Source organism: Verrucomicrobiota bacterium (assembly GCA_016871675.1).
GTDB lineage: Bacteria > Verrucomicrobiota > Verrucomicrobiia > Limisphaerales > VHCN01 > VHCN01.
On the sequence record VHCN01000013.1, the window covers coordinates 21218 to 45598 of the forward strand.

Consider the following 24381-nt stretch of genomic DNA (forward strand, 5'->3'; position numbering starts at 1 on the left):
GCGTCGCGATTCGTGAAAATGGCGTGGCTTGGCGGGGCGTGCATTTCGTCCGCTTTGCTGCTTGTCGGCGAAACGACGTTGGCTAATGTTGCTCGGTTCGTCGGGCTCGCGACGCGGGCGGTTCACAACCGCACGGCGAGCGATGGTCCCGCAAGTTACTTTGCTTATGGTCACTCAAGAAAGCGTATCCCAGGGCGCCGCCAGTCAGCAAAACGTGGCGACCAGTTCCCCCGCCGCGACCCGTTCGAAGCCCAAGTATCCCGGCATCCGCGTCACGTGCAACGGCAACCAGCTTGTCGCGCAGCACGTCGAAACGCGCATCACCGAGGGCGGGGTGTTCTATCCGATCACGCCTTCGACCGAGGGCGGCGAGATTTACCAGGGCTCGTATGCCATGGGCGAACTCAACGTGTGGGGCGCGCAGAAGATCGCCGTCGAGACCGAGGGCGAGCACGCGGCGCAGGGCGGGGCGACGGCGTTCGCGGTGGCGGGACGGCGCACGGTCAACTTCACCTCCGGCCAGGGCATCGTGTATGCGATGGAGCAGTATTACCACGCGCCCGGCAAGCTCTGCACGATGGTGCTTGAAGTCGGCGCGCGCGCGCTGACCAAGCATGCGCTCAACGTCCATTGCGGCCACGACGATTTCTATGCCGCGCTCGACACGGGGTGGATCATGGTGATGTCGAAGGACGCCCAGCACGCCGCCGACCAGGCCATCATCCTCCGCAAGGTCTGCGAACTCTCGCTCAACCCGGGCATGAACATCCAGGATGGCATGCTGACCACGCACTCGGAGCGCACATATCTCGCCCCCGAGGCGGAGTTGCTCCGCGAGTTCCTCGGCGCGCCGGACGACATAATCGACTGCCCGACGCCGGCGCAGCGCGAGCTCTTCGGCGCCCGCCGCCGCCGCCTGCCCGAGATGATGGATCTCAAGAACCCCATCCTGCTCGGCCCGGTGCAGAATCAGGAGCACCACATGAACGGCGTCGTCGCGCGCCGCAACAATTTCAACGAGCCCATCCTCAAGTTCCTCGAGCAGGGCTACGCCGAGTTTGGGCGGCTCACGGGCCGGTTCTACGGGCTCATCACCGAGTTCAAGACCGAGGACGCCGACACGGTGTTCGTGTCGCTTGGCTGCGCCGCGGACAACATCGAGGCCGCGTGCGATTACCTGCGCGAACAGCGCAACGCGAAGGTCGGCTCCATCCACATCAACGTCATCCGCCCGTTCCCCGAAGCCGCGGTGATCAACGCGCTGCGCGGCAAGAAGAACGTCATCATCCTTGAGCGCACGGATGAAGGCCTGTCGGGCGACAATCCGCTCGCGCGTGACATCCGCGTCGCGCTGGGCAAGGCGAACGAGGTCGTGAAGTTCGGCGGCGAGCTCCCCGCGCTCGCTCCCGAGGAAACCCCGCGCCTGTTCCGCGGTGCCTACGGCATCGGTTCGCGCGACTTCCGGCCCGAGCACACGCTCGGCGCGTATGAGTTCGCGACCGGGCAGTCCAGGCGCAAGGACGGGCGCAGCGCGGCGGACGGCGAGACGTTCTTCGTGCTCGGCGTGGACCATCCCTACGCGGTGATTTCCAAGGACACGCCGTCGCTGCTGCCGGACAAGGCCATCGCGGTGCGGTTCCACTCGATCGGCGGGTGGGGCATGATCACCACGGGCAAGAACCTCGGCGAAATCATCGGCGACTTCGGCGAGCTCTTGAAGAAGCGCGCCAACCAGGTCGAGCCGGACGGGCGCCTGAAGGAGCAGCTGTTCATCATGGCGAACCCGAAATACGGTTCGGAAAAGAAGGGCGCGCCCACCAACTACTACCTCACGGTGGCCCGCGACCAGATCAAGGTGAACTGCGAGCTCAACCATGTGGACGTGGTGCTCTGCTGCGACCCGAAGGCCTTCACGCACACCAACCCGCTCGAGGGCATCAAGAAGGGCGGCTGCATCGTGTGGGAATCCAGCGACACCACCGAGACCGCGTGGATGCGCATCCCCGCGCAGCACCGGCAGTTCGTGAAAGAGAACAACATCCGGGTGTTCATCCTTCCCGGCTTCGACATCGCGCGCAAGGCGACCGACAAGCCCGAGCTCCAGCTCCGCATGCAGGGCAATTCCTTCCTCGGCGCGTTCTTCCGCGTGTCGCCGTTCCTCAATGACAACGCGATCTCCGAGGAGCAGTTCCACGAGACGGTGCGCAAGCAATACGTGAAAAAGTTCGGCCGCTTCGGCGATGCCGTGGTGGCCTCGAACATGACCGTGATGACCGAGGGGTTCGGGCGCGTGCAGGAGATCAAGTATGGCGAGATCGACGCCGCGGATCGTTCCTCGATGCGCAACCCGCCGTTGTGGCCGCTCGGCGACCACCAGATGATCCCCACCGCGGGCTGCAACGTCGGCGGTTCATGCGCGAGCATCTCCACGCCCGTCGGGCAGGCGGCGCGCGCGGCCTTCCAGACGCTCGGGAAGTTTGACAGCGAGTTTCGCGCGGGCCTCGGCTACCACCAACCCGCGGGGGCGATGGCGTCCATCGGCGTGATGGGCCCCGGCACCGGCGCCACGCAGTCCAAGTATGTCGCGCGGCGCGAGACGCCCGTTTACATCGCCGAGAATTGCACCCAGTGCATGGAGTGCATCACCGCCTGCCCCGACACCGCGCTGCCCAACGCCGCGCATGATGTCGCCACCATCCTCCGCACGGCCGCGGGGAATTACGTCGTGGACGCCGCCGAGCGCTCGAAGTTGATGAAAGAGCTCAAAGGCATCGAGGACCGCGCGCGCGTGAAGATGAACGAGGCCATCAAGGCCAAGGCCAGCGTGCCGTTCAAGGACATCATCGCCGCCGAGGTCACCGCGCTCACCGCCATCGGCGAGGCGGCGAAGGCGCAGTTCAACGGCATCATCGCCAAGCTCCCGCTCGCCTACACCGCCGTCCCCGCGATCTACCGCTCCATCGAGCAGAAGACCCCGGGCGCGGGCGGTGTGTTCTCCATCTTCGTCAGCGACCTCTGCAAGGGCTGCGGCGAGTGCGTGCAAGTCTGCGGCGACCACGACGCGCTCCGCATGACGACCGAGACGGAGGAGTTGAACGCCGACCTCACCACGGCGCAGATCTTCTCCCGGCTCCTGCCTGACACGCCGCAGAAGTTCCTCGGCCTTTACAACGACACCAACGCCGCGGGCTCGCGCGAGGCCGCGCTGCGCAACCACCTCATGGTCCGCCGCAACTACGAGGCGCTCGTCTCCGGCGACGGCGCGTGCGCCGGGTGCGGCGAGAAGTCCATCCTGCGCGCCTGCGCCAGCGTGACCGAGGCTTACATGCGCCCGCTGTATCACGCGAAGGCCGACCGTCTCCGCGCGAAGGCCTCCAAGCTCGAGGCCGTGGGTTTGCAGAAACTGCAGGCCGTCCAGGCACGCAGCGCGGCCGAATACGAGATGTTCCGGAAGACCGTCTCGCACATCATCATGGGACTCGGCGGCGAGAACGACGCGGACACGGCGAAGCGCATCGCCGACCACGAGGCGAAGCACGGCGTCATCACCGACGAGCAGATCATCGGCGGGCTCGTGGCCGTCATGAAGCAGGACGCCTTCAACCATCGCGACCTCCAGACCATCGACGGCCGCCGCGCCAACGGCATGTCCGTGATGATGATGGGGGCGAGCACGGGCTGTAACACCGTCTACGGCTCGACGCCGCCGAGCAATCCGCACCCGTATCCGTGGATGAACTCGCTCTTCCAGGACGGCGCGACCATCTCGTGGCTGCTTGCCGAGTCGCTCATCCTTTCGCACGCGCGCCGCTCCGTGGTGCCCGAGCGCATTTGCGATGCGCTGCTCGACCGCGAGGAAAGCGTCGCGACGGCGGCGGACTACTTCACCTACACGCACCTCGACGACGCGTTGATGACCGACCAGGAAATCCGCGAACTGCCGAAGATGTGGGTCATCGGCGGCGACGGCGCGCTCGGCGACATCGGCTTCCAGAACGTGTCGAAGGTGATGCTGCAAAACCGGCCGAACGTGAAGATCCTCATGCTCGACACGCAGGTTTACTCGAACACCGGCGGGCAGAACTCCGACAGCTCGACGATGCTCGGCGGTTACGACATGAACCAGTTCGGCACGGCCTCGCAGGGCAAGCTGATCGAGAAGAAGAATGTCGCCGAGGCGTTCACCAGCGGGCACGGCTCGCCGTTCGTCGCCCAAGTCTCCGTGGCCAACGCCGCCAAGCTCTACAAGGCCATGCTCGACGGCCTCGAATATCGCGGCACGGCGTTCTACCAGTGCTACACCACCTGCCAGCCCGAGCATGCCGTCGGCGACAACATGAGCGCGGACCAGGCCAAGATGGTCCGCGACGGACGCGGGATGCCGGAATTTGTCTTCAACCCGCGCAAGGGCGAGACCTCGCAGGAGGCATTCGACGTGAAGGGCAACCCGACCGTCGACCGCGACTGGTGGCGCACGAAGTTCAAGGCCGACGGTTCCGAATACAACTTCACCGTCGCGCACTGGGCGATCACGGAGGGGCGTTTCCGCAAGCACGTCAAGGCCGTGAAGGACGAGGAGGCGGCGAACCTCATCCTGCTCGACGACATGCTGACCTTCATCACGCAGGACGATGTCATCCACCGCCGCGTGTTCGACCCGGCGCACCGCTCGTGCGTGCCGAACTTCGGCTGCTACATCAAGGCCGACGTGAACGGAAAGCTGAAGCATTTCGCCGTGTCGCGGCAGATGGTCCTCTTCGCCGTGGAGCGCCGCAAAGCCTGGCGCATGCTCCAGAGCAAGGCCGGCGTGGTGAACAAGGACTACGTCGCGCAGAAGTCCTTCCTCGCGAAGGTGGACAAGGGTGAAATCCCGCTCGCCGACGCGAAGGCAAGGGTCCGCGAACTCTACGCGGCCGAGCTCGCTGCGGCAAAATAACAACAAGCGGTTCGCAAGCGCGGTTCGCATCCTCCGCCGGGGAATTCCCTCGACGGGAATGTTTGATGCCCGTTACGCCTCATACCGTCAGAATGCCATGACTCCCACAACGCTTCACACACGCAAATCAGCCTTCACGCTGATCGAACTGCTCGTCGTCATCGCCATCATCGCCATCCTCGCGGGGATGCTGCTTCCCGCGCTCTCCAAGGCGCAGGAAAAGGCGCGCGGCTCCAAGTGCCTCAGCAACTCGCGCCAGATCGCTTTTGCCTACAAGTTCTACGCGGACGACGCCGACGGGAAAGTCGTGGAACTCGCCCGCGCGAACGTGCAGGTTCCCAACCCCGTCGCGCCGAACGGCGGAACCTACGTGTGGTGGCCGGACCTGCTGCTTCCGAACCTCGGCGGGGCGCGGGAAATCTTCAAGTGCCCCAGCGTGCGCGTCGGCAACGGCATCGGCATCGGCATGAACCATCCGGACCTCGGGTTCTGGATTCCGACCGGGAATAACTCCCTCAAGGAGCACCAGATCGCGAACCCGGAGAACACCATCGTGATCGCAGACGCGGCAAGCATGTCGCAGGCATCCACGCCCACACCGACGCTGGATCCGGACAATTGGCGGCCCGCGGTGCCCTTCTCCGGCACGCTCCTCTGGCGCACGCCGCGCAATGAGCCGTGGTATAGCGGTTACGGTGCCTCGGGCGGCACGTTCGCCGAGCGGGTTTTCAACCGGCACAACGGGCGCACAACGGCCGTGTTCGTGAACGGCCGCGCAGAGCCGATGAAGGCGAGCCAGTTTGGATTTCAGAATCCCGCCACTGGCGCGACCGTCTTGCAGCGCGATCCGATCGCGCTCTGGGACATTTTCTAGGCCGAAGTTCCTCCTCGCCCGGCCGGGTGGCGTCAGGCCTTCTCTTCGATCAACTCGCGGCGGCCGCCGCCGAGCAGTTGCTCGATGAAGTTGGTGGAGTAAACGCCCCGCCGGAAGTTCGGGTCCTGAAGGATGGCTTGCTCAAAGGGGATGGTGGTCTTCACTCCCGTGATCATGAACTCGCCGAGCGCGCGGTTCATCCGCTCCATCGCCTCGCGGCGGTCCTTGCCGTGAGTGATGAGCTTGCCGATCATCGAGTCGTAGAACGGGGGGATGGTGTAGCCGGCGTAGGCATGGCTGTCCACGCGCACGCCGCGGCCGCCCGCGCTGTAATACATCTCGATGCGCCCGGGGCTCGGGCGGAAGTCGTCGAAGGGGTCTTCCGCATTGATGCGGCACTCGATGGAATGGCCCTTGAACTGGATGTCGCCCTGCGAAATGCGGAGTTGCTCGCCCGAGGCGATGAGGATTTGCTGTCGGATCAAATCCACGCCCGTGACCTCCTCGGTGATGGGGTGCTCGACCTGGATGCGCTTGTTGACCTCGAGGAAATAGAAGTTCCCGCGGTCGTCGCAGACGAACTCGACGGTGCCGGCGTTGGTGTAGTTGGCGGCCTCGGCGATGCGCAGGGCGGCCTTGCCCATCTTCTTGCGGTGGTCCTTGAACTCCTTGCGCTCGAACAGCGGAGAGGGCGTTTCCTCGATGACCTTCTGGTGCCGGCGCTGGATGGAGCAGTCGCGCTCGCCGAGGTGGATGATGTTGCCCTTGGCGTCGCCGAGGATCTGAAACTCGATGTGGTGCGGGTTCTCGATGTATTTCTCGATGTAAACTCCCGCGTTGCTGAAGGCCTTTTCCGCCTCGGCGCGCGAAGTGTGGAAGCCCTTGATCATCGAGATGTCGTTGTGGGCGACGCGCATCCCGCGTCCGCCGCCGCCGGCGACGGCCTTGATCAGGACGGGGTAGCCGATTTTCTTCGCCACGGCGAGGGCTTCCTGTTCGCTCTCAACCAGGCCATCGGAGCCGGGGGGCGTCGGCACGCCTGCCTTCTTGGCGAGCGCCCGGCTCACTTGCTTGTCTTCCAATGCCTTCATCGTCCGGGAGTTCGGGCCGATGAATCGGATGTTGCAGCTCTCGCAGACGTCGGCGAAGTGGGCGTTTTCGGACAGAAACCCGTAGCCGGGATGGATGGCGTCCACGTCGCTGATCTCAGCCGCCGAAATCAGCCGGTCAATCCGCAGGTAACTGTCGGTCGCCTGACCTTTGCCGATGCAGATCGCCTCGTCGGCCAGTTGCACGTGCATGGAGTTGGCATCGGCTTCGGAGTAAACCGCGACCGTTCGGATGTTCATTTCCTTGCAGGCGCGGATGACCCGGACCGCGATCTCGCCACGGTTGGCGACGAGGACTTTTTCGAACATGACGGGGGGAAGGTGGCTTGAACCGGCTTGGGTCAGGTGGGGCGAATCTTGAACAGCGACTGGCCAAACTCGACCGGCTTGCCGTTCTCGGCTTGAACCTGCGTGATGACGCCTCGGACCTCGGCCTTGATTTCGTTCATCACCTTCATGGCTTCGATGATGCAGACCACGGTATCGGGGCCGACTTCGGTTCCAACCTCCACGTAGGCCGCGGCTTCGGGCGATGGTGATCGGTAAAAAGTCCCGATCATGGGCGACTTGATGTCCGCCTCGGGACCGGGATGCGGCGCAGGCGATGGGACCACGCTGGCAGGGGCCGCGGCCGCCGGGGCTTGGGCCGGCAGATAAGCCTGCGCGGGCGCGTCGTCGTAGGCCACGACAGGATTTCCATTGAGTCCGCGCTTGAGGCGAATCTTGAAATCCTGACGCTCCATCTCGAACTCCGAAATGGCGTTCTTCTTCATCAGGTCAATGATGGCCTTGATGTCTTTCAGATCCACAGGAGTCTCCTGGTTGAGGGTTGGGGAGCCGGCGCGTAGGGACGGTTCGCTTCTGGGCAGAAGGGCAAGACTTGGTTCCGGCTCGGCTTCGATTGGGTCATCAGCGGGTGGAGGTTAGGAATGGCCCGGGGGTGCGTCAAGCACCGTTTATGGGGAAGACCCGAGCCCAAGGCAGGCTGGGAATTGGTGAAAAACCGCCTTTTCAACCAAGTCTACCGCCGGATTATTGTTAAAGCCGCCTCCAAGCCGAGCAGATACGAGTCGGGACCGAATCCAGCGATCTGACCCTTGCAAACCGCCGCGATCATGGAGTGGTGCCTGAACTCCTCCCGCGCGTGAATGTTTGAAAGGTGAATCTCAATCGTCGGCACCGCCACCGCTGTGATGGCGTCCCGGAGGGCGATACTGGTGTGCGTCAGGGCTCCTGCATTGATAACGATGGCTTGGAATTCCCCCTTTGACCGCTGAATCCAAGTTACGAGGTCACCTTCAGAGTTCGACTGGCGGAACTCGACGTCAACCGAAGCCTTCGACGCGCGATCCCGCACCGCAGCCTCAATGTCTGCCAAGCTGGTCTTCCCGTAGATGTCCGTCTCGCGTTGACCGAGCAGGTTCAGGTTGGGCCCGTTGAGGAAGAGTATCCGGCTCATGCGCGGGTGAGGCTAGCGGCGGCGGTTTCGGGTGTCGAATCCAAAGCTGGCTGCTCTCGCCAAAGGCAGCCAAGCAGTAGGAACGCAGTCCAGGCCGAGGCCGGGATGTAGAGGCCGAACTCCACGATCCCCTGCATCGCCCAGCCCGCGAGCCCGAGCCAGACGGCGAAGGTCAGGTCATCCCGTGCGGTGCGCCTGGCGAGCAGCACGATGGAGCCTCCGATGAAAAGGCAGTAGGCGAGGCATCCCGGCCATCCCGAGTCACTCGCCTGCTGGAGGTAGTCGTTGTGAGCGAGTCGCGCCATCTCGGACTCGGGCTTCTTGGTAACCTTGTAGACGGCGAAAAAGGTTCCCGGCCCGGAGCCGAGCACCGGATGCTTCGCGGCGTTCTCCCAAGCAGCGGTCCAATAATCCAGCCGGGCGGCTGCGCTGGTCGCCCCCCGCGAGAAGTAATCACGATACTTGATCGCCAGTCCTGCCGCGCCGCTGATAATGAGCAACGTCGCCAGGCCGACCTTGAGGGTTTTAGCCAACGGCAGGCGCAACAGCGTCAGGACACCGAGTGCGAGCGCGACGAGCCAGCCGGACTTCGACCCCGACCAATACAGGCACGCGATTCCGACATACGCCACGGAGCCAACGAGCGCGCCGTGAGGCACGTTGCCGAGCCGTCGCGTCCAGTCCCGGGTGGACACGAGCGCCAGCGGGAGGAGCAGGAGGATGACACCGGCGAGCGCGTTCGGGTAGACGAGCGTGCCGAAGATTCGCCCGCTGGCCAGCTTGTGTTCCACCGCGGGATTGACCGTGAGCGAGCCGTCGGGCTTGCGCACCAGCATGCGGGTCATTTCGAGTTGCCGGACTTCTGCGGGCGGCACATTCGTCCAGCCAGACATTTCGTTCTCCTCGAAGAAGCGGCGGTTCGACTCAAAGCCGCCGTGGTGCTGGTGAATCCCGGCCGCGAGCACGACCAGCAATCCCGCCACCAACCCGGGTCGCACTCGCCGGAGCCCGCTTCCCGCGCCGCCTGCAGAGCAAAGTCCAAGGTAGAAACACGCCGTGCTCGCCACGAAGTGGGCGATGGTCAGCCGGGTCAGCGGGGGATCGATCGTCCGCGCGGATGCCAGCAACTGCCAGCCGAGCCAGAGCGCGGGCATCCAAAGCATCCACGCCGGGTTGGCCGCCGGTTTTCGGACCACGAACAATCCCGCGACCGCGAGAACCGCGAGCATCACGTAGCCCCACGACATCGGCCACGGTTCGGAGATCACCTCGCCCAAACCCGCCGGCGGTGGATACATCGTTCCGGCGTCGAGGAGGACCGGGTTGCCGAGCTTGAGCAGCGCAATCCCGAGAAAACACCCGGCCGCGACCGCAAACACGCCCCGGCCCGTGGCCGTGCCGGCGGCTTCCGCTCGTGGTGGGGGTGGGGCCATGGTGCCTTCGATCGCGCGAGGGCTCGCGTCAGAGGCGGAGCTTCAAGAGCCCCACCTCGAGTGCGAGCGCCTCCTGGACGTTCGTATGAAGCAACCGCTGAACGTGCTCCATCGCGCGGAGGTTCTCGGTCGCGTCCGGCTCGGCGATGCGTTGCCCGACGGTGCGGGTGTGGCCGGCGAGGTCGGCGAACATCGCCATTTCCCCGGCGAGCCCGAGCCGGGCGAGCCAGACATCGCGGAGCCATCCCTGCAACGCGCGCATAACCTCCGATCGCCGGCGCCGATACTCCGCCTCGATCGCGGCCTTGAGCTCGTCTTCCCATTGCTCGCGCAACTTGGGGTCCACATCGTCGAACCGGGCCAGCGGCGAGCGGGCCGTCTCGGCCTGCTCCACTTCCTCGCGCATCGAGGCCAGCCGGGCGAGCAGCGTGCCGAGCAGCCGGTATCGCGCGAGCAAGCCCGGCATTTCCGAGGCTGCGGTGGCGCTGAATTCCGCCAGCCACGCCCGCGACTCGCCGTCCAGCGGACTGCTTCCGTCGCCTGCGAGGCTCAGGCGCAGGCACCGCGACGACACCGTCTCGAGCAAACGCTGCGGCTCCGTGCTCAAGAGCAGCAGCACCGAGCGCGCCGGCGGCTCCTCAAGTGTCTTCAGGAAAATGTTCGCCGCGTCCTCGTTCATCCGGTCCGCGGCCGTGATCACTGCGACTTTGAACTGCGCCTCGGCGGGCTTGAGGTGAACCGCGCCGATGAGCTCGCGCGTCGACTCCACCAGGATCTGCCGCAACTTGGACTCCGGCCGTATCCAATGCACGTCCGGGTGCGACCCGCCCGCGATGCGCCGGCACGGTGAGCAGCGACCGCAGCAATCCAGCGCCGCGCCGCCGGGGCTGCGCCGGGGCGATTCGCAGTTCAAGACCTGTGCGAGCGTGCGCGCCACGGCTTCGAGTTCACCGAGCCGGTCGCCCGTGAACAAATACGCGTGGCCAAGGCGCCCGCGCTCGAGGCTCCGCTGCAGGAGCCCGATGGCCCGTTGCTGTTCGCTGAAATCGGCGAGCGGCATGCGCGTGAACCTACCGCCGCCGCGCGGATTGTGGAGAAGAAAGACGCAGACCGGGAAACTCGCGCCGCTTTCGGTTTGCCTCGTGGGGCGGACTCTGGCAATCACAGCGCCACCATGCGACGCATCTTGTTCCTTCTCGCGCCCGGCCTGCTCGCGTTCGGAGCCGGGTGCAGGGACAAGTCCGTCGCGCCGAACCCGCGCGAGCCGGTCACCAAGTCCGCCGCCGCGCCCGCCCCGCCGGAGGTCGCGATCGCGCTGCACTTCGCCGGCTTGGAGGCCCTCTCGAAGAATCCCGCCGCTTCGAAGCAAGCCGGGATGTTCCAGGCGCCGGCCACGCGCGCGCTCGTTCATGCGGCGCTGGAGAAGCTCGCCGTTGCGGCGACGCGCGGATTCGCCACAAGCAGCAACGCGACCGCGGAGTTCCTCGCGCCAATGCGACCGCTGCTCGCCGACATCCCGACGGTCGAATCGGTCGTCGCCGTGCGCGGGACGGCTGCGTCCGAGGATTGGGCGCTCGCGTTGCGGCTCGGCCCGGCGCGCCTCGCGGCGTGGACGAATCAGTTGCAGACCGCCGTCAAGAAACTCCCCTCGCCCTCGTGGAATCTCGGCCTGGTCAGGGGCGTGGTTCACGGCGACTTTGGAGGTGCGGACCCGAAGGTTCGCGTCAAGTTCCAGCAAGTCGGCGACTGGCTGTTGTTCGGCGGCGGCCCGGGCAAGCGCGCCTTGCTCGAGGCGTGGCTGGCGGACGCGAAGTCGTCCGGCACCCCGCGGCCTCCGCTCGGCGCGGACTGGCTGCGCGTCGAGGCCGGCCCCCAGCTTGCGCGCCTGCTCGACTGGCCGGACCTCGCGGACTGGCCGCACTTGACGGCGGGTTTCTCTTCGCGCTCGGACATCGTCCGCACCGAGGCGCGGCTTTCATGGCGCGAGCCGATGGTTTCGAGCCTGCAGCCGTGGCAGGTGCCGACCAACACCATCCGTGACCCGCTCGTCAGTTTCACCGCGGCTCGCGGCGTGGCGCCGTGGCTCGGGCGAAACGCGGCGTTGCGGACGTCCGCCGCCGGCCCGGTGCCTGACCAGTGGTTCAGTTGGTCGCGTTCCGACATCCCGTTCCAGACGCTTTTCGCGCTGCCCGCGAAGGACGCCGCGGCGCGGGTGCCCGCGTTGTTGCAACCGCTCGAATCCGCGGCGCGCGCGGCGCTCGGGACGAACTTCACCGGCCGCATTCACCACGTCACGGACCGCAACGAGGTCGTGTGGAGCGGGCTGCCGATTCTCGTGCCGTTCGTCGGGGTCGCGCCGGAGCCGTCCGGCAGCTTCATTCTCGGGGGCTTGATGTCCGGCATCGTGCCGCAAGGCGTGAACACCAATCCGGCACCCGCCGAATTGCTCGCGCAGCTCGGCCGCACGAACCTCGTCTACTACGACTGGGAGGTGACGCAGTTCCGGCTCCAGCAGGTGCGCCAGACGCGGCAGTTGCTGCAACTGCTCGGCGGCCCGGGCGCGGGCTTGATGGGCCGGACGCCGGGGCAGGCCTGGCTCGACGCGATCGCGCCGCAACTCGGCAACACCATCACCGAGGCGACGATCGACGGGCCGAAGGAGCTGCGGGTCATCCGCAATTCGCACGCGGGGCTCACGGGCTTCGAGTTGCTCATGCTCGCGCGCTGGCTCGACAACCCGGATTTCCCCGCGTGGCGCGAGCCGGCGGCTGCGTTTCCCGGCCTGCCGCCGGTGCCGTCGCTGCCGCCGGGGAAGTGACGCGGCCGCTGGCGGATCATTCGTGTTGATTCGCGCCCGCGCCTGCCGTTCCCTGTGCAGCCATGTTGAAACTCGGCGTCAATATCGACCACGTCGCGACGCTGCGCGAGGCGCGATACCGCGGACAGTTGCGGGGCGAACCCGACCCCGTGGCCGCCGCGCTCGCGTGCGAACGCGCCGGCTGCCACGGCATCACGGCGCACCTGCGCGAGGATCGCCGCCATGTTCAGGACCGCGATGTCCGCGAGTTGCGCAAGCGCATCCGCACGCGTTTGAATCTCGAGATGGCGAACACGCCGGCAATCGTCCGCTTCGCGCTCGACCTGAAGCCCGACATCGTGTGCATCGTCCCCGAGCGACGGCAGGAGGTGACCACCGAGGGCGGGGTGGACGTGCGCGCCGGGTTGAAATCCATCACCGCGACACGCCGCCGAATGAACGAAGCCGGAATCCAGGTGAGCCTGTTCATCGCGCCCGAGTCCGCGCAAGTCGAGGCGGCGGCGCAATCGGGCGCCCAGTTCATCGAGTTGCACACGGGCGCTTACGCGGAGCACTTCCGCAGCGCGCGCGGACGCAAGCGCGAGTTGCGCCGGCTCGCGTCGGCGGCGCGGCTTGCGAACGGCTTGGGGTTGCGGGTGAACGCGGGGCACGGTCTCACCTGCGAAAACGTCGAGCCAATGCTCGCGTGCGTGCCGCATCTGGTGGAACTGAACATCGGGCATCACATCATCAGCCGCGCCGTCTTCATGGGCATCGAGCGCGCGGTGGGGGAGATGCTGGAGGCGATGCGGCGCGCGTGAAGAAGAAGAGATTTGAGTTTTCTGTGTTCAGGTCGAGGTCGTATCGCCTGTGGTAACAAGTCTGCTGTCCGCACGCTGAACGCTGCATCTCCCATGATCCTCGGCACCGGCATTGACCTCATCGAGGTGGAGCGCATCCGCGCGTCGTTCGCGAAGTTCGGCGACCGGTTCCTGCGACGCATCCTGCGGGCGGGCGAGATCGAGTATTGCCTGACGCACAAGGATCCCGCGCCCCACCTCGCGGCGCGCTTCGCGGCGAAGGAGGCCATTTCGAAGGCGTTCGGCACCGGCATCGGCGCGCAACTCGGCTGGCAGGACATGGAGATTGCGCGCCATCCGAGCGGCGAGCCGTTCGTGGTGCTGCATGAGGGCGGGGCGGCCCTGCTTGCGAGCCGGGGCGCGACGCGGATTCACGTGAGCCTGAGCCACACGGAAGGCCACGCGGCCGCGGTGGCGGTTCTGGAGAAGGACTGACGCCGGCCGGGTTTTCCGGACTACTGCGCGAGTTCGATGGCGAAGAGCTTGGCCTTGTCGCGCTGGAGCAGCTTGCTGTCCGCGAGCGCGGGATGGCTCCACGTGTTGCCGCAGGTCTGGATGCGACCGAGTTCCTCAAACTTCTCCGGGTTCGCGCGCATGAGGAGCAATTCGCCGGACTGCGCCTGCACGAGAATCTTGTCGCCGACGGCGATGAACGCCGCGTAGTCGCCGAAGCCCGGCTGTTTCCATCTCACTTCGCCGGTCTTGAAATCCACGCATACGAGCTCGGTCTTGCTCGTGCCGCTGCCGAGGCCGAAAAGGAAGTCGCCGTGCAAGACCGGCGTGGCGAGGAGCGGCTTGACGGTGTCGTTCTTCCACATGGGTTCGGCCGTGAAGCCGCCCGAGTCCTTGTTGATCTTCAGACGCGTCATCCCGACCGACCACGAGGCGATGGTGACCGTGTCGCCGGCGAGGATCGGCGTGAACCCGTGCCGCTTCGCGCCGGTCTTGACGGGAATCTTCCACAGCACCTTGCCCGTCTCGACGTCCACGCCCATCAGCGAGTCCGCGGTGAGGTGCACAGCCTGCCGGACGCCGGCGAGGTTGCCGACCACGACGGACGAATACGCGGCGAAATCCGTGCCCGCCGCCCAGAAGACTTTTCCGGTCATCTTGTTGAAGGCCACGAGCGTGCCTTTCGTCGGGCTGCCGACTGGGACAAAAATGCGGTCGCCGTCCACCACGGCGGAGCCGTTGTTGCCGTGGCGGCTTGCGGCGGTTTCCTTGGCGGCGGGATGGTTGTTGCCGGAGTTGCCGTAGAATGTCACGCCCCAGTCCTTCTCGAAGTTCGTCTGCCAGATCGTCTTGCCGTCCGCGATGGACAGGCAGCGGAACTCGCCGCGGCATGACTGCACGTAGACGCGGTCGCCATCCACGAGAGGCGTGCAGCGCGGGCCCGCGCCGTAGGTGTTCCGCCACGACTCGATCTGGTCGAACTTCACCTGCCAGCGCTCCTTCCCGTCGGCGAGATTGACGCAATGCACCGTCTCCTGCCCGCCCTGGTCGTCGAGATAGATCACCTGTTTGCCGGAGATGACGGGCGAGGCTTGCCCGTCGCCAACCGCGATGGTCCAAAGGGTCTTGGCCTCCCGGGGCAGCGCGTCGAGCTTGAGCGCATTGCCCACGGCGCGGCCGTCGCGCGAAGGCCCGCGCCACTGGGGCCAGTCGGAGCCCCGGGCGGCGAGCGCCGTGGTGAAGGCGAGCGTGGCGAACAGGGCGCGGCGGGGAGTGGGGTGCATGGTGGAATGTCGCGAGGTTGTAAGTGGACGCACGAAGCGCAGCAAGCTTCAATGTCGGCGGACCGGCGATCCGGTCTGCGAAGTCCCCAACCCGGGCACTCGCGGGTTGAGTTCCGGCGGCGGAACGCTACGCTGGCCGCGCGTTTTTGAGCGCGCCTCCGTCCCGGGTGTCTGAGTGGATGGCACGTTCCACCCGCGCGCCGCGACTCCAGATGTTCCCCGCCCTCAAACTACTTCGAGAACTCATCGCGCTGCCGAGCGTGAACCCGGCGTTCCTCGACGGCTCGCCGCATCTCACCGGCGAGGCGCGTGTCGCGGAGTTGCTCGCGTTCCTTGCCGGCCGCGAGGGGCTCGAGATCGATTTCCAGGAGGTCTTCCCCGGGCGCTCGAATCTCCTCGTTCGGCTCATCCCGCCCGGCGGCAAGCCGCGGCAACGGATTCTCCTCGCGCCGCACCTGGACACGGTCTGCGGAACCGCGGAACAGTTCGTTCCCGTGTTGTCGCGCGGCCGTCTGCACGGGCGCGGCGCGTGCGACACCAAGGGCAGTGTCGCCGCGATGGCCGCCGCGCTGCTCGACGTCGCCTCGCGCGGCGCGCGGCCGAAGGAGACGGAGGTCGTCTTCGCCGGACTGGTTGACGAGGAGAACGGCCAGACCGGTTCACGGCACCTCGCGGCCAGCGATTTCCGGGCCGACCTCGCCATCGTCGGTGAACCCACGCGCCTCGACGTCGTCTCCGCGCACAAGGGCGACCTGTGGCTGCGACTCGAAACCCGCGGCCGGGCGGCGCACGGTTCGCTCCCGCACCTCGGGCGCAACGCCGTCCATGAAGCCGCGCGACTCGTGGACTTGCTCGAGACGACCTACGCCGGGAAGCTCCGCCGCCGCCGCCATCCCTTGCTGGGGCACGGCACCATCAGCGTCGGTTCCATCCGGGGCGGCGTGCAGGCGAACATCGTCCCGGATGAGTGCAGCGTCATCGCGGACCGCCGCACGCTGCCCGGCGAGACCGAATCCACCGTGCGCCGCGAACTGGCCGCGCTCTTCCGCCGCCACAAGTTCGCGGTGAGGATCCACGACACGAAGGGGGCAACGTGCGACCCGCTCGAGACGGATCCGAACCTTCCGCTGGTGCAGCGGTTCCTCGCGAGCGCCGGACGCCGCCGCACGAAGGGCGTTTCGTTCTTCTGCGATGCCGCGCCGCTCGCCGCAGGGGGCACGCCCGCGATCGTCTTCGGCCCGGGCGACCTCGCACAGGCGCACACCGCGGACGAGTGGATCGCCGTCGAGTCGCTCGAACGCGGCACGGCGGTGTTAACCCGTTTCCTCCGATCGCTCCCGTGACGGGAGACGGAATGCGCCTCGCCTTCCTCACTCACGAGCCGTTTCATCCGCCGAGCGGCGGCGGGTCCGCGGAAGCCGTGTATCTGGTGGAGGAGTTTGCCCGGCGCGGGCACGAAGTGCACGTCTTCAGCCCCGCATTCGAATCGGCGGCGGAACTCGGCGCGCGGATGCGCGTGACGTTCCACCCATTCGCGGGCTGGCCGATGGGGCGTTACGCGCGGTTCCGGAACGTCAAGTATCTGCTCTATCCCACGGCGCTCGCGCGGATGGTCGCGCGGGCGGCGGCGCGGACGAGGTTCGACCTCCTGCTGTCGCAGCACACGATTTCCGCGGTCGCCGCGGGCCGGCTCAAGCGCCGGCTCGGCGTGCCGGTGGTGATGAACTTCCTCGATTACCTCACCGGCTTCATGGAAACGTGGCCGGCGTGGACCGCGCCGCCCCCGGTGGTCGCCGCGCTCATGCGCTACGAACTTTCGCTCCCGCGCCGCTTCGATGCCGACGGCGTCATGACCGTGAGCGACACGCTTGCCGGTTGTTTCGCCGACGCGGGATATCCGCGCGAACGCCTCCGGCCGATTTACTACGGCTACGACGCGGAGCTGTTCAAGCCCGCGTCGCCCGGCGCGGCGCAGCCTGCGACTCCCGTGGTGGTCATGCACGGGTCGTTCGACCAGCACCACTTGCAGCACATCGCGGTCGAGGGCGTCGTGAGGGTCGCGTTGGCCCGGCCGGAGACGGAGTTCAAGTTCGTCGGCCGCGAGACCCCGACGCTGGTGAGGTTCCTCGCCGCGGTCCGCGCCCGCGCGCCGCGGGTGCGGCTCACCACGACGGGGTTCGTTCCCTACTCGGAGGTCGCCTCGCATCTCGCCGGCGCGGCCGTGGGCATCATTCCCTACGAGGAATCGCGCGGGACGCACTGCGCGTTCGTGGCGAAGGCGGTCGAGTATCTCGGCTCGGGCATCCCGGCGGTCTGCACGCCGCTCGACAACGTGCGCCGCTACTTCGCGGACGAGCCGGCGGTCAAGTTCAGCGGCTTTGACGGCGCGAGCTTCGGCGCCCAGATTCTCGCGTGGCTGGACGAACCTGCGGACTCGCGCGCCGCCCTCGGCCTCGCGGCGAGCGGGCGCGTGAAAGCCGCGCTCGACTGGCGCGCCCTCAGCCGGCGCGCCGCCGATTTCGTCGAGCAAGTCCACGCCCGCGCCACCGGTCACTGAACGCAAACCCGAACGCAAAGCCCTGAACGCGCGCAACCCAAACTCCGGCGAGTCGTCCGCCTCGTTCTTCCGGCAAGGCGGCTGGATGGTCTTCGCCACCGTGGCGAGCGGCGTGTTCATGTGGGCGGTGCACCTGTTCAGCAAGGTGATTCCACCCGCGGAATACGGCGTGCTCGGCACGATGCTGCAACTGCTCAACTGGGTCATCATCCCGGCGATCGGGCTGCAGATGGTCTTCGCCCAACAGGCCGGCGCGGCGCTCGACGCGGGGCAGCAACGCGCGCTCGCGTCCACGGCGCGCGGGGTCGCGAAGGGCGTGTTCATCGTGTGGCTGGCGGTCGCGTTGTTCGTCGCCGCGAGGCAGGAGGAACTTTGCACGACGTTCAAGGTCGCGAACCCGGCCGCGCTCTGGGTGACGCTGGCGTCGGGTCTCGCCCTGCTGTGGCTGCCGATTTTTCAAGGCGTGTTGCAGGGGCGGCAGAACTTTCTGTGGTTCGGACTCGCGGGCATCTTCAGCGGCGTGGGGCGGTTCGCGGCCGCCGGCGTGATCGTGCTCGCGCTCGGGGGCTGGGCGGCGGGAATCCTCTCCGGCGTGCTCGTCGGGTTGCTCGCCGCGCTCGCCGTCGCGGCGTGGCAATGCCGCGATTTGCTTCGCGGGGCGGCGCCGACGTTTGAAGCGCGCCCGTGGGCCGGCCGCGTGCTGCCGCTCACGGTCGGCTTCGGCGCGGGGCAGTTCATGTTCGCGGCGGATCAGGTGTTCGTGCAGGCGAACTTCTCCGCGGACGCCACGGGGCCATACGTGGCGGCGGGGACGCTGGCGCGCGCGCTCGTGATGTTCACGGGGCCGCTGGCGGCCGTCATGTTCCCGAAGATCGTGCGAAGCGTGGCGACCTCGGACAGCACGGACGTGCTGCGGCTCACATTCCTGGGGACGCTTGCGATGGGCGCGGGCGGGGCGCTGGCCTTGAGCGTGATGGCGCCGCTGTTCCTCAAGCTGGGATTCAATCCGAAGTTCGTCAGCATCGCGCCGCTCGTGCCGTGGTTCGCGTGGGCGATGGTGCCGATGGCGCTCGCCTCGGTGCTCGTGAACAACCTGATGGCGCGCGGGTTGTTCCGCGCCGTCCCGGCGCTGCTCGGGGTGGCGGTCATGTATTCGGTGGCGCTCGCGGTGCTCGTGCCGAAGTTTGCCGCCACGCTGCCGCCGCTCGCGGGCTTCGTGCGTGTGACGCAAGTGCTCGGGTGCTTCAACCTCCTGCTGCTCGCGGTCGCCGCGTGGTTCACGTGGCGCGCGCGCGCGCCGGCCCCGGCTCAGTAACCGGCCGCGCCCGACTGCGGCGCGGGCTCGATCAGTTCCACTTCATATCCCTCGGGCGCGTCGATGAACGCGAAGCCGCCGCCGGCGGGCTTCATCGTGGGGCCGTCGGAATACTTCAGCCCAAGCCGCGCGAGGTGTTCGCCGAACGCCGCGAGGCTCGGCACCTCGAACGCCACGTGCGTGAGGTCCGCCTGCACCTCCACCGGCCCGCTGTTGGGGAAATGACACAGCTCGATCGTCTCCTCGCTTTGTGGCGCCTTCAAGAACACAAGCTCCGACCCGCGGGGCGACTTGTGGCGGCGGACTTCGTCGAGGCCGAGCACGTCCTTGTAGAATCTCACGGAGCGCTCGAGGTCGTTGAGCCGGTAGCGCGTGTGGAGGAGCTTGGTGACTTTCATGGCGGAAGGTTAACGGCGGGACGCGGCCAAAGGCAATCACCGCCGGCTACCGGCCCGCGGCGGGCAAGCCGGGAGACGCGCTGAATTCCGTGACGAGCGTGCCGTCGTCGGAATTCCACATGCGGACGCGGCTGTCATGGCTGCCGGTGGCGACGCGCTTGGTGGCCGGGTGCACGGCGACGGAATAAACCCAGTCGGCGTGGCCGCTGTAGGCGCGCACGAGCGACGCGCCCTGGAGCGCGTGCTGGCGCAGTTGTTTGTCGGAGCCGCACGTCCACACACTGCCACCCGCGACGACGAGCCGCAGGATGTCATCGTCGAAGCCCGTGATCTCCGAGATCTTCTGCGCATCCTTCGCCGCCCACGCGTGGATTTTCTTGTCGCGGCCCGCCGAGTAGACGGTCCTGCCGTCCGGGCTGAAGGCGACGGCGGAGACGCCGGCGTTGTGACCGAGATAGCTGTGCTCGATCGCGCCGGTCTTTGCGTTGAACAGCCGCGCGCTGCGGTCGCGGCTCGCGGAGGCGAGCTGCGACCCGTCGTGGTTCCACGCGACGGCCATCACCCAGTCGGCGTGCTGGTCGATGCGCAACGGTTCGCGGCCGCCCGCGACCTCGATCACCCGGATCGAATTGTCCGTCCCGCCAATGGCCAGCCGCGAGCCGTCGGGGCTGAACTTCGCGTCGAGCACCACGTCAGGAAGCGTGGCGAGCACGCGCGCGAGTTCGCCCTTCTTCGTGTCGATGAGGGCGAGTTCCCCAAGCTGGCCGGGATCGCCGCCGGCGACGGCAAGCAATGCGCCGTCGGGACTCCACGCAAGCGCGTGGGTTCGTTGCGCGACGCCGCGGATGCGGCGCAGCAGTTTGCCGTCGTCGGCGTTCCAGAGGAGAACCTCGTTGTATCCGCCGGACGCGAGTTGCGCGCCGTCGGGACTGAAGGCCAGCGCGAGGACGGGCAGCGGGAGCTTGTAGGCTGCGGGCGGCTCCGGATGTGGCGCGCGCGGGATGATCGCCGCGAGCGGCGCGCGCCGGTCGGCGGCATCGAAGGCCGCGCCCTCCCGGATCCACCGCCCGACGAGCGCGAGGTGCGCGGCGGGCAGCGGGTCATCCTTCTGCGGCATGCGGTCATCCGCGTCCTTCGCCGTGAGCAATTCGAACAGGTGACTCGACGCAGGATTGCCCGGCACGACGGGCGCGCGCTTGCTGGCGCCGGGCTTGAGCAGCGCCTCGAAGGAGTCGAGCCGATAGTTGCCCCTTTGCTTTTCCGGCCCGTGGCAGGTCACGCATTTCGTTTGCAGGATGGGCGCGATGTCGCGCGCGAAGGCCACCTTGCCCTCGGCCTGCGCGCCGGCCCGCCCGGGGATCAGGAGCGAGGCGAGCGCGGGCAGCAGAACGGTCCGGTGCATGCGACTTGTTTCGCGAAAAGCCCGTGCCAGGTCAAGCGGCGCGAGGTAGGATCCGCGCGTGCCGGAAGCCAAACACAACCGGGTGCTCGTGGGATTGAGCGGCGGGGTGGATTCCTCCGCGACGGCGGCGTTGCTCAAGGAGCAGGGCTACGACGTGGTGGGCGTGACGCTCAAGCTCTGGCCGCAGGACTGCGTGAATCGCGCGGAGGACCGCTGCTGCGGCCCCGAGGCGGTGAAGGACGCGCGCGCGGTCGCGCATCAGCTCGGCATTCCCTACTACCTCATCGACGAGGCGGCGGAATTCCAGCGCGCGGTCATCAGCTACTTCGCCGAGGAATACAAGGCCGGCCGCACGCCGAACCCGTGCGTGATGTGCAACGAGCGCCTGAAGTTCGGCACGCTGCTCACCCGCGCCGACCAGCTCGGCGCGGCGTGGCTCGCGACGGGACACTTCGCGCGCACCGGAAGGGACCCCGCCAGCGGGCGCACGCTGCTCAAGCGCGGGCGCGACCTCCGCAAGGATCAGAGCTACTTCCTCTTCTCGCTCAAGCAGCGGCAGCTTGAGCGGGTGATTTTCCCGCTCGGGGAAAGGACGAAGGCCGACACGCGCGGCGTCGCCCGCGGGTGCCGGCTCAAGACGGCGGAGAAGGACGAGAGCATGGAGATTTGCTTCGTGCCGGACCGCGACTACGGGAAGTTCCTGCTCGACGCGAAACTGGCCGCGAAGCACCGCGGCGAAATCGTGGACACGCGCGGCCGCGTGCTCGGGCATCACGAGGGCGTGGCGTTTTACACCATAGGCCAGCGCAAGGGGCTCGGGATTTCCTCCGCGACGCCACTCTATGTGATCGAGCTCGACGCCGGACGCAACCGTGTGGTGGTCGGCGACGACTCGATGCTCGAACGCGACACGCTCACGGTGGAACGCTGCAATTGGATTCCGTGGGACGCGCCGCCGGGGCCGATGGAGGTGATGGCGAAGATTCGTTACAACCATCCCGGTTGCGCGGCGACCGTCACGCCCGGCGCGGCGGATTGCGCCACGGTGAGGTTGCACACGCCGCAACGCGCGGTCACGCCGGGTCAGGCCTGCGTGTTCTACGACGGGGACGTGGTTCTCGGCGGCGGCTGGATTGCGCAGCCGTGAAACAGGCGGGATGCCGGTTCCCCGACACTTCACTTCGTCCCTGTGGATTCCTTGATCGCCCGGCTCGGCGGGGCGAGGTAACGGTAGGCGTTGCTCGGATTGTCGGCGTCGTAAGCGTAGGCGTCGCGGTGGTCGAGGAAGTATTTTACCTGATCCACGGGAATGGCGAAGCCGAGCCCCTCGCCAAAAGTGAGCTTCATGTTCGTCACGCCCACAACCTCGCCGCGCAAGTTGAAGAGCGGTCCGCCGGAGTTGCCGGGGTTGATTTGCGCCGTGGTCTGGAGGAAGAGCGAGCCCTGCATCTGCCGCGTCTTGGTGCTCACGATGCCCTCGGTGACGGTGCGCTCGAGCCCGAGCGGGCTGCCGACGGCGAACACGCGCTCGCCCTGCCCCAGCACCGCGGTGTCGCCCAGCGGCACGGGCTTGAACTTCGGCGCGTCCTTGTCCTCGACTTTGAGCAGCGCGAGGTCGGCGAACTTGTTCATCGCCACGATGCGCACCTGCTTGTAGAGCGCGCGCTCGAGCTGGCCGCCGCGCTGGTGATAGACCTCGATGGAAATCTGCGTCTCGCTCTCGATCACATGGAAATTGGTGATGAGGAAGCCGTCCTCGTTGAGGAAAAACCCCGAACCGAGCCCGCCCGGCGTGCGCACTTGCACGACGGCCTCGCCAATTTGCGCGACGAGTTCGCGCACGGATCGCTCCGCCCCCGTCCCGTCGCCGAGCGTGTAAAGGCCGGTCCGAACGGAAGTCCCCGTCACGGTCGCGGTCGTGTGGGTCGAGCCTGCCGCCGGTTTTCTTGTGCCGGAGGAAGTCACGGGCTTCGCGGACTTGGGGTCCGACTCGCGGGTGATCCTGATCACGTCCTTGCGCGGCACGAGCAGCACGGTGTAGCCGACGTCCACGACGACGAGGTCGGGTTTCTCGGCGAGGATGCGCCCGGTGATGGCGGCCTTGTCGCGGAGTTGGAGTTCATCCGCGGCTGCGGGGCCGGCCGAAAGTGCGAGCAACGCGGCGAGCAGGCGGGGCGTCTTCATGCGGAACAAACTACCGGCGGGCCGCGCGAGTGGCAAGCGCCACGCTCAAGCCGCACGGTCTTCGAGGAAGTGCGTGGTGATTTCGCCGACGCCCTTGGCATGGATGACGCCGCGGTCGGTGAATCGGGATTCGCCGTCGAGCGCCACGCGCGGCGTGGCCGAGACGTGGACATGGCCCGGCAGCCCGGAGGATTCGAGCCGGCTGGCGGGGTCCCCGTCGCGCCCCAGGGGGTCGTGTCTGAACTTCTTGCGCCGGCCTTCCTCGCCGCTCGAATTGTAGCGCGCCTCGACGAGCCACGGCTCGGGCTTCTCGGACTTCGGAAACTCCAGCCGCACGACGGCGGAGTAGTTGGGAGGTTCCTTGCCGGCGAGTATCTCGACGTAGTGGTTTGTGTGCGCGTCGCCGAGGCGTGCGCGTCACCGGCGCGACATCCTTTTGCGCGCGGCCTCGAGGGTTTTTCGCTCGCGCTCGGTGAGGCTGTGGATGCCCTTCGCGGAAATCTTGTCGAGGATCGGATCCACTTCGCTGCTGATGAAGTCGGGCACGAGTTCTTCCACCGGGATGTCTGCGACGTCCGGTTTCGAAGGCGCGGAGCGCTGCACGCGCCGCGTGGTCTTGCGACGGAACGAGGCGCGCAACCACTCCCACCCGCCTTCCAGCGGCAGCGGCTGGAAGTCGCGATGCCAGCCGAGCCGGATGAACAGCCATCCGCCAAGGATGCCGCCGAGGTGCGCCGCGTGGGCGACGTGGTCCGCGGGCACCAGCGTGAAGAACACCGACATGCCGGTGTAAATCCAGAGCAACGTCATCGCGCGGACAGGAATGAGGAAGTTCCATCGCACTTCGGTCTCGCGGTCGAGCAGCGCGAACACCGCGAAGAGCCCGCTCACGCCCGCCGAGGCGCCATACATCATCGGGGCGAAGTAGCGCGGGAACGCCAGCATGAGCGCGCCTTGCAGCACGCCGCCCATCACGCCGGCGCCGAGGTAGACCAGCAGGTATCGTTGCGAGCCGAGGGACTGCTCGACCACCCGGCCGATGAAGAACAGCCCGAGGAGATTTCCCAACAGGTGAAGCAGGCCACCGTGCAGGAACTGAAACGTCAGCAGTTGCCACACGAAGCCGCGGCGCATCCCGTCGTGGGTCAGCGCGAGCCAGTCCTCGGCGGGAGTGCGGAGATGCACGACGTTGATGCACTGCATCGCGAAGATCACCACGAGCGAGAGCATCAGGATGGCGGAGACGCTCCACCGCAGTCGTCCGCGCCCTTCCCTCATGTAATGCCGGTCCGCGAGCATGTGGGCGCAAGCTAAGCGGAGG

The 24381-nt window shown here is 67.0% G+C and carries 20 protein-coding genes; 9 read left to right on the forward strand and 11 right to left on the reverse strand.

Annotated elements, in window-relative coordinates; all coding sequences use genetic code 11:
- Positions 1–166: 166 nt before the first annotated feature.
- Together FJ386_04770 and FJ386_04775 are read left to right on the forward strand one after the other, a co-directional pair.
- Positions 167–4936: an oxidoreductase gene (locus FJ386_04770; protein MBM3876019.1), complete on the forward strand. Its 4770-nt coding sequence runs from the start codon at positions 167–169 to the stop codon at positions 4934–4936.
- 58 nt (positions 4937–4994) lie between these two features.
- Complete coding sequence (locus FJ386_04775) at positions 4995–5810, forward strand: type II secretion system protein (GenBank protein MBM3876020.1); 816 nt, start codon at positions 4995–4997, stop codon at positions 5808–5810.
- A gap of 32 nt (positions 5811–5842) precedes the next feature.
- On the opposite strand, the gene accC is transcribed toward FJ386_04775, so the two are convergent.
- From accC to FJ386_04800, 5 genes are all read right to left on the reverse strand, one after another.
- Positions 5843–7228 carry an acetyl-CoA carboxylase biotin carboxylase subunit gene (gene accC / locus FJ386_04780; GenBank protein ID MBM3876021.1) on the reverse strand — a complete coding sequence of 462 codons (1386 nt, stop codon included), beginning with the start codon at positions 7226–7228 and terminating at the stop codon, positions 5843–5845.
- A 32-nt stretch (positions 7229–7260) separates the two neighbouring features.
- Complete coding sequence (accB, locus tag FJ386_04785) at positions 7261–7728, reverse strand: acetyl-CoA carboxylase biotin carboxyl carrier protein (protein ID MBM3876022.1); 468 nt, start codon at positions 7726–7728, stop codon at positions 7261–7263.
- Between the two features lie 212 nt (positions 7729–7940).
- Positions 7941–8378 (reverse strand): type II 3-dehydroquinate dehydratase, encoded by a 438-nt coding sequence (aroQ, locus tag FJ386_04790; protein ID MBM3876023.1) that lies wholly within the window; start codon positions 8376–8378, stop codon positions 7941–7943.
- On the reverse strand, positions 8375–9811 hold the full coding sequence (locus tag FJ386_04795; protein ID MBM3876024.1) for an O-antigen ligase family protein: 1437 nt from the start codon (positions 9809–9811) through the stop codon (positions 8375–8377). The genes aroQ and FJ386_04795 overlap by 4 nt, the downstream gene beginning before the upstream one ends.
- Before the next feature lie 28 nt (positions 9812–9839).
- Entirely contained in the window at positions 9840–11222 is a 1383-nt protein-coding gene (locus FJ386_04800) for a hypothetical protein (protein MBM3876025.1), read from the reverse strand.
- Here FJ386_04800 and FJ386_04805 point away from each other — a divergent pair.
- The 3 genes from FJ386_04805 to acpS all read left to right on the forward strand — a co-directional run bounded on the left by FJ386_04805 (position 11187) and on the right by acpS (position 13903).
- The gene (locus tag FJ386_04805) at positions 11187–12629 is read left to right on the forward strand and encodes a hypothetical protein (GenBank protein MBM3876026.1); all 1443 of its coding nucleotides are present in this window, start codon (positions 11187–11189) and stop codon (positions 12627–12629) included. The two genes, FJ386_04800 and FJ386_04805, sit on opposite strands and share 36 nt — an antisense overlap.
- A 62-nt stretch (positions 12630–12691) precedes the next feature.
- On the forward strand, positions 12692–13429 hold the full coding sequence (locus tag FJ386_04810; protein MBM3876027.1) for a pyridoxine 5'-phosphate synthase: 738 nt from the start codon (positions 12692–12694) through the stop codon (positions 13427–13429).
- Between the two features lie 93 nt (positions 13430–13522).
- Positions 13523–13903: a holo-[acyl-carrier-protein] synthase gene (gene acpS, locus FJ386_04815; protein ID MBM3876028.1), complete on the forward strand. Its 381-nt coding sequence runs from the start codon at positions 13523–13525 to the stop codon at positions 13901–13903.
- Positions 13904–13923: 20 nt separating this feature from the next.
- Here the strand turns inward: acpS and FJ386_04820 are convergent, their stop codons facing one another.
- Positions 13924–15204, reverse strand: a complete 1281-nt coding sequence (locus tag FJ386_04820) for a hypothetical protein (protein MBM3876029.1) — start codon at positions 15202–15204, stop codon at positions 13924–13926.
- Positions 15205–15416: 212 nt separating this feature from the next.
- On the opposite strand from FJ386_04820, the gene FJ386_04825 reads away from it, so the two are divergent.
- The 3 genes from FJ386_04825 to FJ386_04835 all read left to right on the forward strand — a co-directional run bounded on the left by FJ386_04825 (position 15417) and on the right by FJ386_04835 (position 19076).
- Entirely contained in the window at positions 15417–16547 is a 1131-nt protein-coding gene (locus tag FJ386_04825) for a M20 family metallopeptidase (protein MBM3876030.1), read from the forward strand.
- Positions 16544–17761, forward strand: coding sequence for a glycosyltransferase family 4 protein (locus FJ386_04830; protein ID MBM3876031.1), 1218 nt, complete (start codon positions 16544–16546; stop codon positions 17759–17761). The genes FJ386_04825 and FJ386_04830 overlap by 4 nt, the downstream gene beginning before the upstream one ends.
- An 85-nt stretch (positions 17762–17846) precedes the next feature.
- Positions 17847–19076, forward strand: a complete 1230-nt coding sequence (locus FJ386_04835) for a hypothetical protein (GenBank protein ID MBM3876032.1) — start codon at positions 17847–17849, stop codon at positions 19074–19076.
- On the opposite strand, the gene FJ386_04840 is transcribed toward FJ386_04835, so the two are convergent.
- Both FJ386_04840 and FJ386_04845 read right to left on the reverse strand, forming a co-directional pair.
- On the reverse strand, positions 19070–19474 hold the full coding sequence (locus tag FJ386_04840; GenBank protein ID MBM3876033.1) for a VOC family protein: 405 nt from the start codon (positions 19472–19474) through the stop codon (positions 19070–19072). The genes FJ386_04835 and FJ386_04840 overlap by 7 nt on opposite strands.
- Before the next feature lie 46 nt (positions 19475–19520).
- Positions 19521–20876, reverse strand: coding sequence for a hypothetical protein (locus FJ386_04845; protein ID MBM3876034.1), 1356 nt, complete (start codon positions 20874–20876; stop codon positions 19521–19523).
- Positions 20877–20934: 58 nt separating this feature from the next.
- Between FJ386_04845 and mnmA the strand changes: the two genes are divergently transcribed.
- The gene (gene mnmA, locus FJ386_04850) at positions 20935–22023 is read left to right on the forward strand and encodes a tRNA 2-thiouridine(34) synthase MnmA (GenBank protein MBM3876035.1); all 1089 of its coding nucleotides are present in this window, start codon (positions 20935–20937) and stop codon (positions 22021–22023) included.
- Positions 22024–22052: 29 nt separating this feature from the next.
- Here mnmA and FJ386_04855 read toward each other — a convergent pair whose 3' ends face one another.
- The 3 genes from FJ386_04855 to FJ386_04865 form a co-directional block, all read right to left on the reverse strand.
- The gene (locus FJ386_04855) at positions 22053–22928 is read right to left on the reverse strand and encodes a trypsin-like serine protease (protein ID MBM3876036.1); all 876 of its coding nucleotides are present in this window, start codon (positions 22926–22928) and stop codon (positions 22053–22055) included.
- Between the two features lie 177 nt (positions 22929–23105).
- On the reverse strand, positions 23106–23435 hold the full coding sequence (locus tag FJ386_04860) for an adenylate/guanylate cyclase domain-containing protein (protein MBM3876037.1): 330 nt from the start codon (positions 23433–23435) through the stop codon (positions 23106–23108).
- A gap of 42 nt (positions 23436–23477) precedes the next feature.
- Entirely contained in the window at positions 23478–24359 is an 882-nt protein-coding gene (locus FJ386_04865; GenBank protein MBM3876038.1) for a rhomboid family intramembrane serine protease, read from the reverse strand.
- Between the last annotated feature and the right edge of the window lie 22 nt (positions 24360–24381).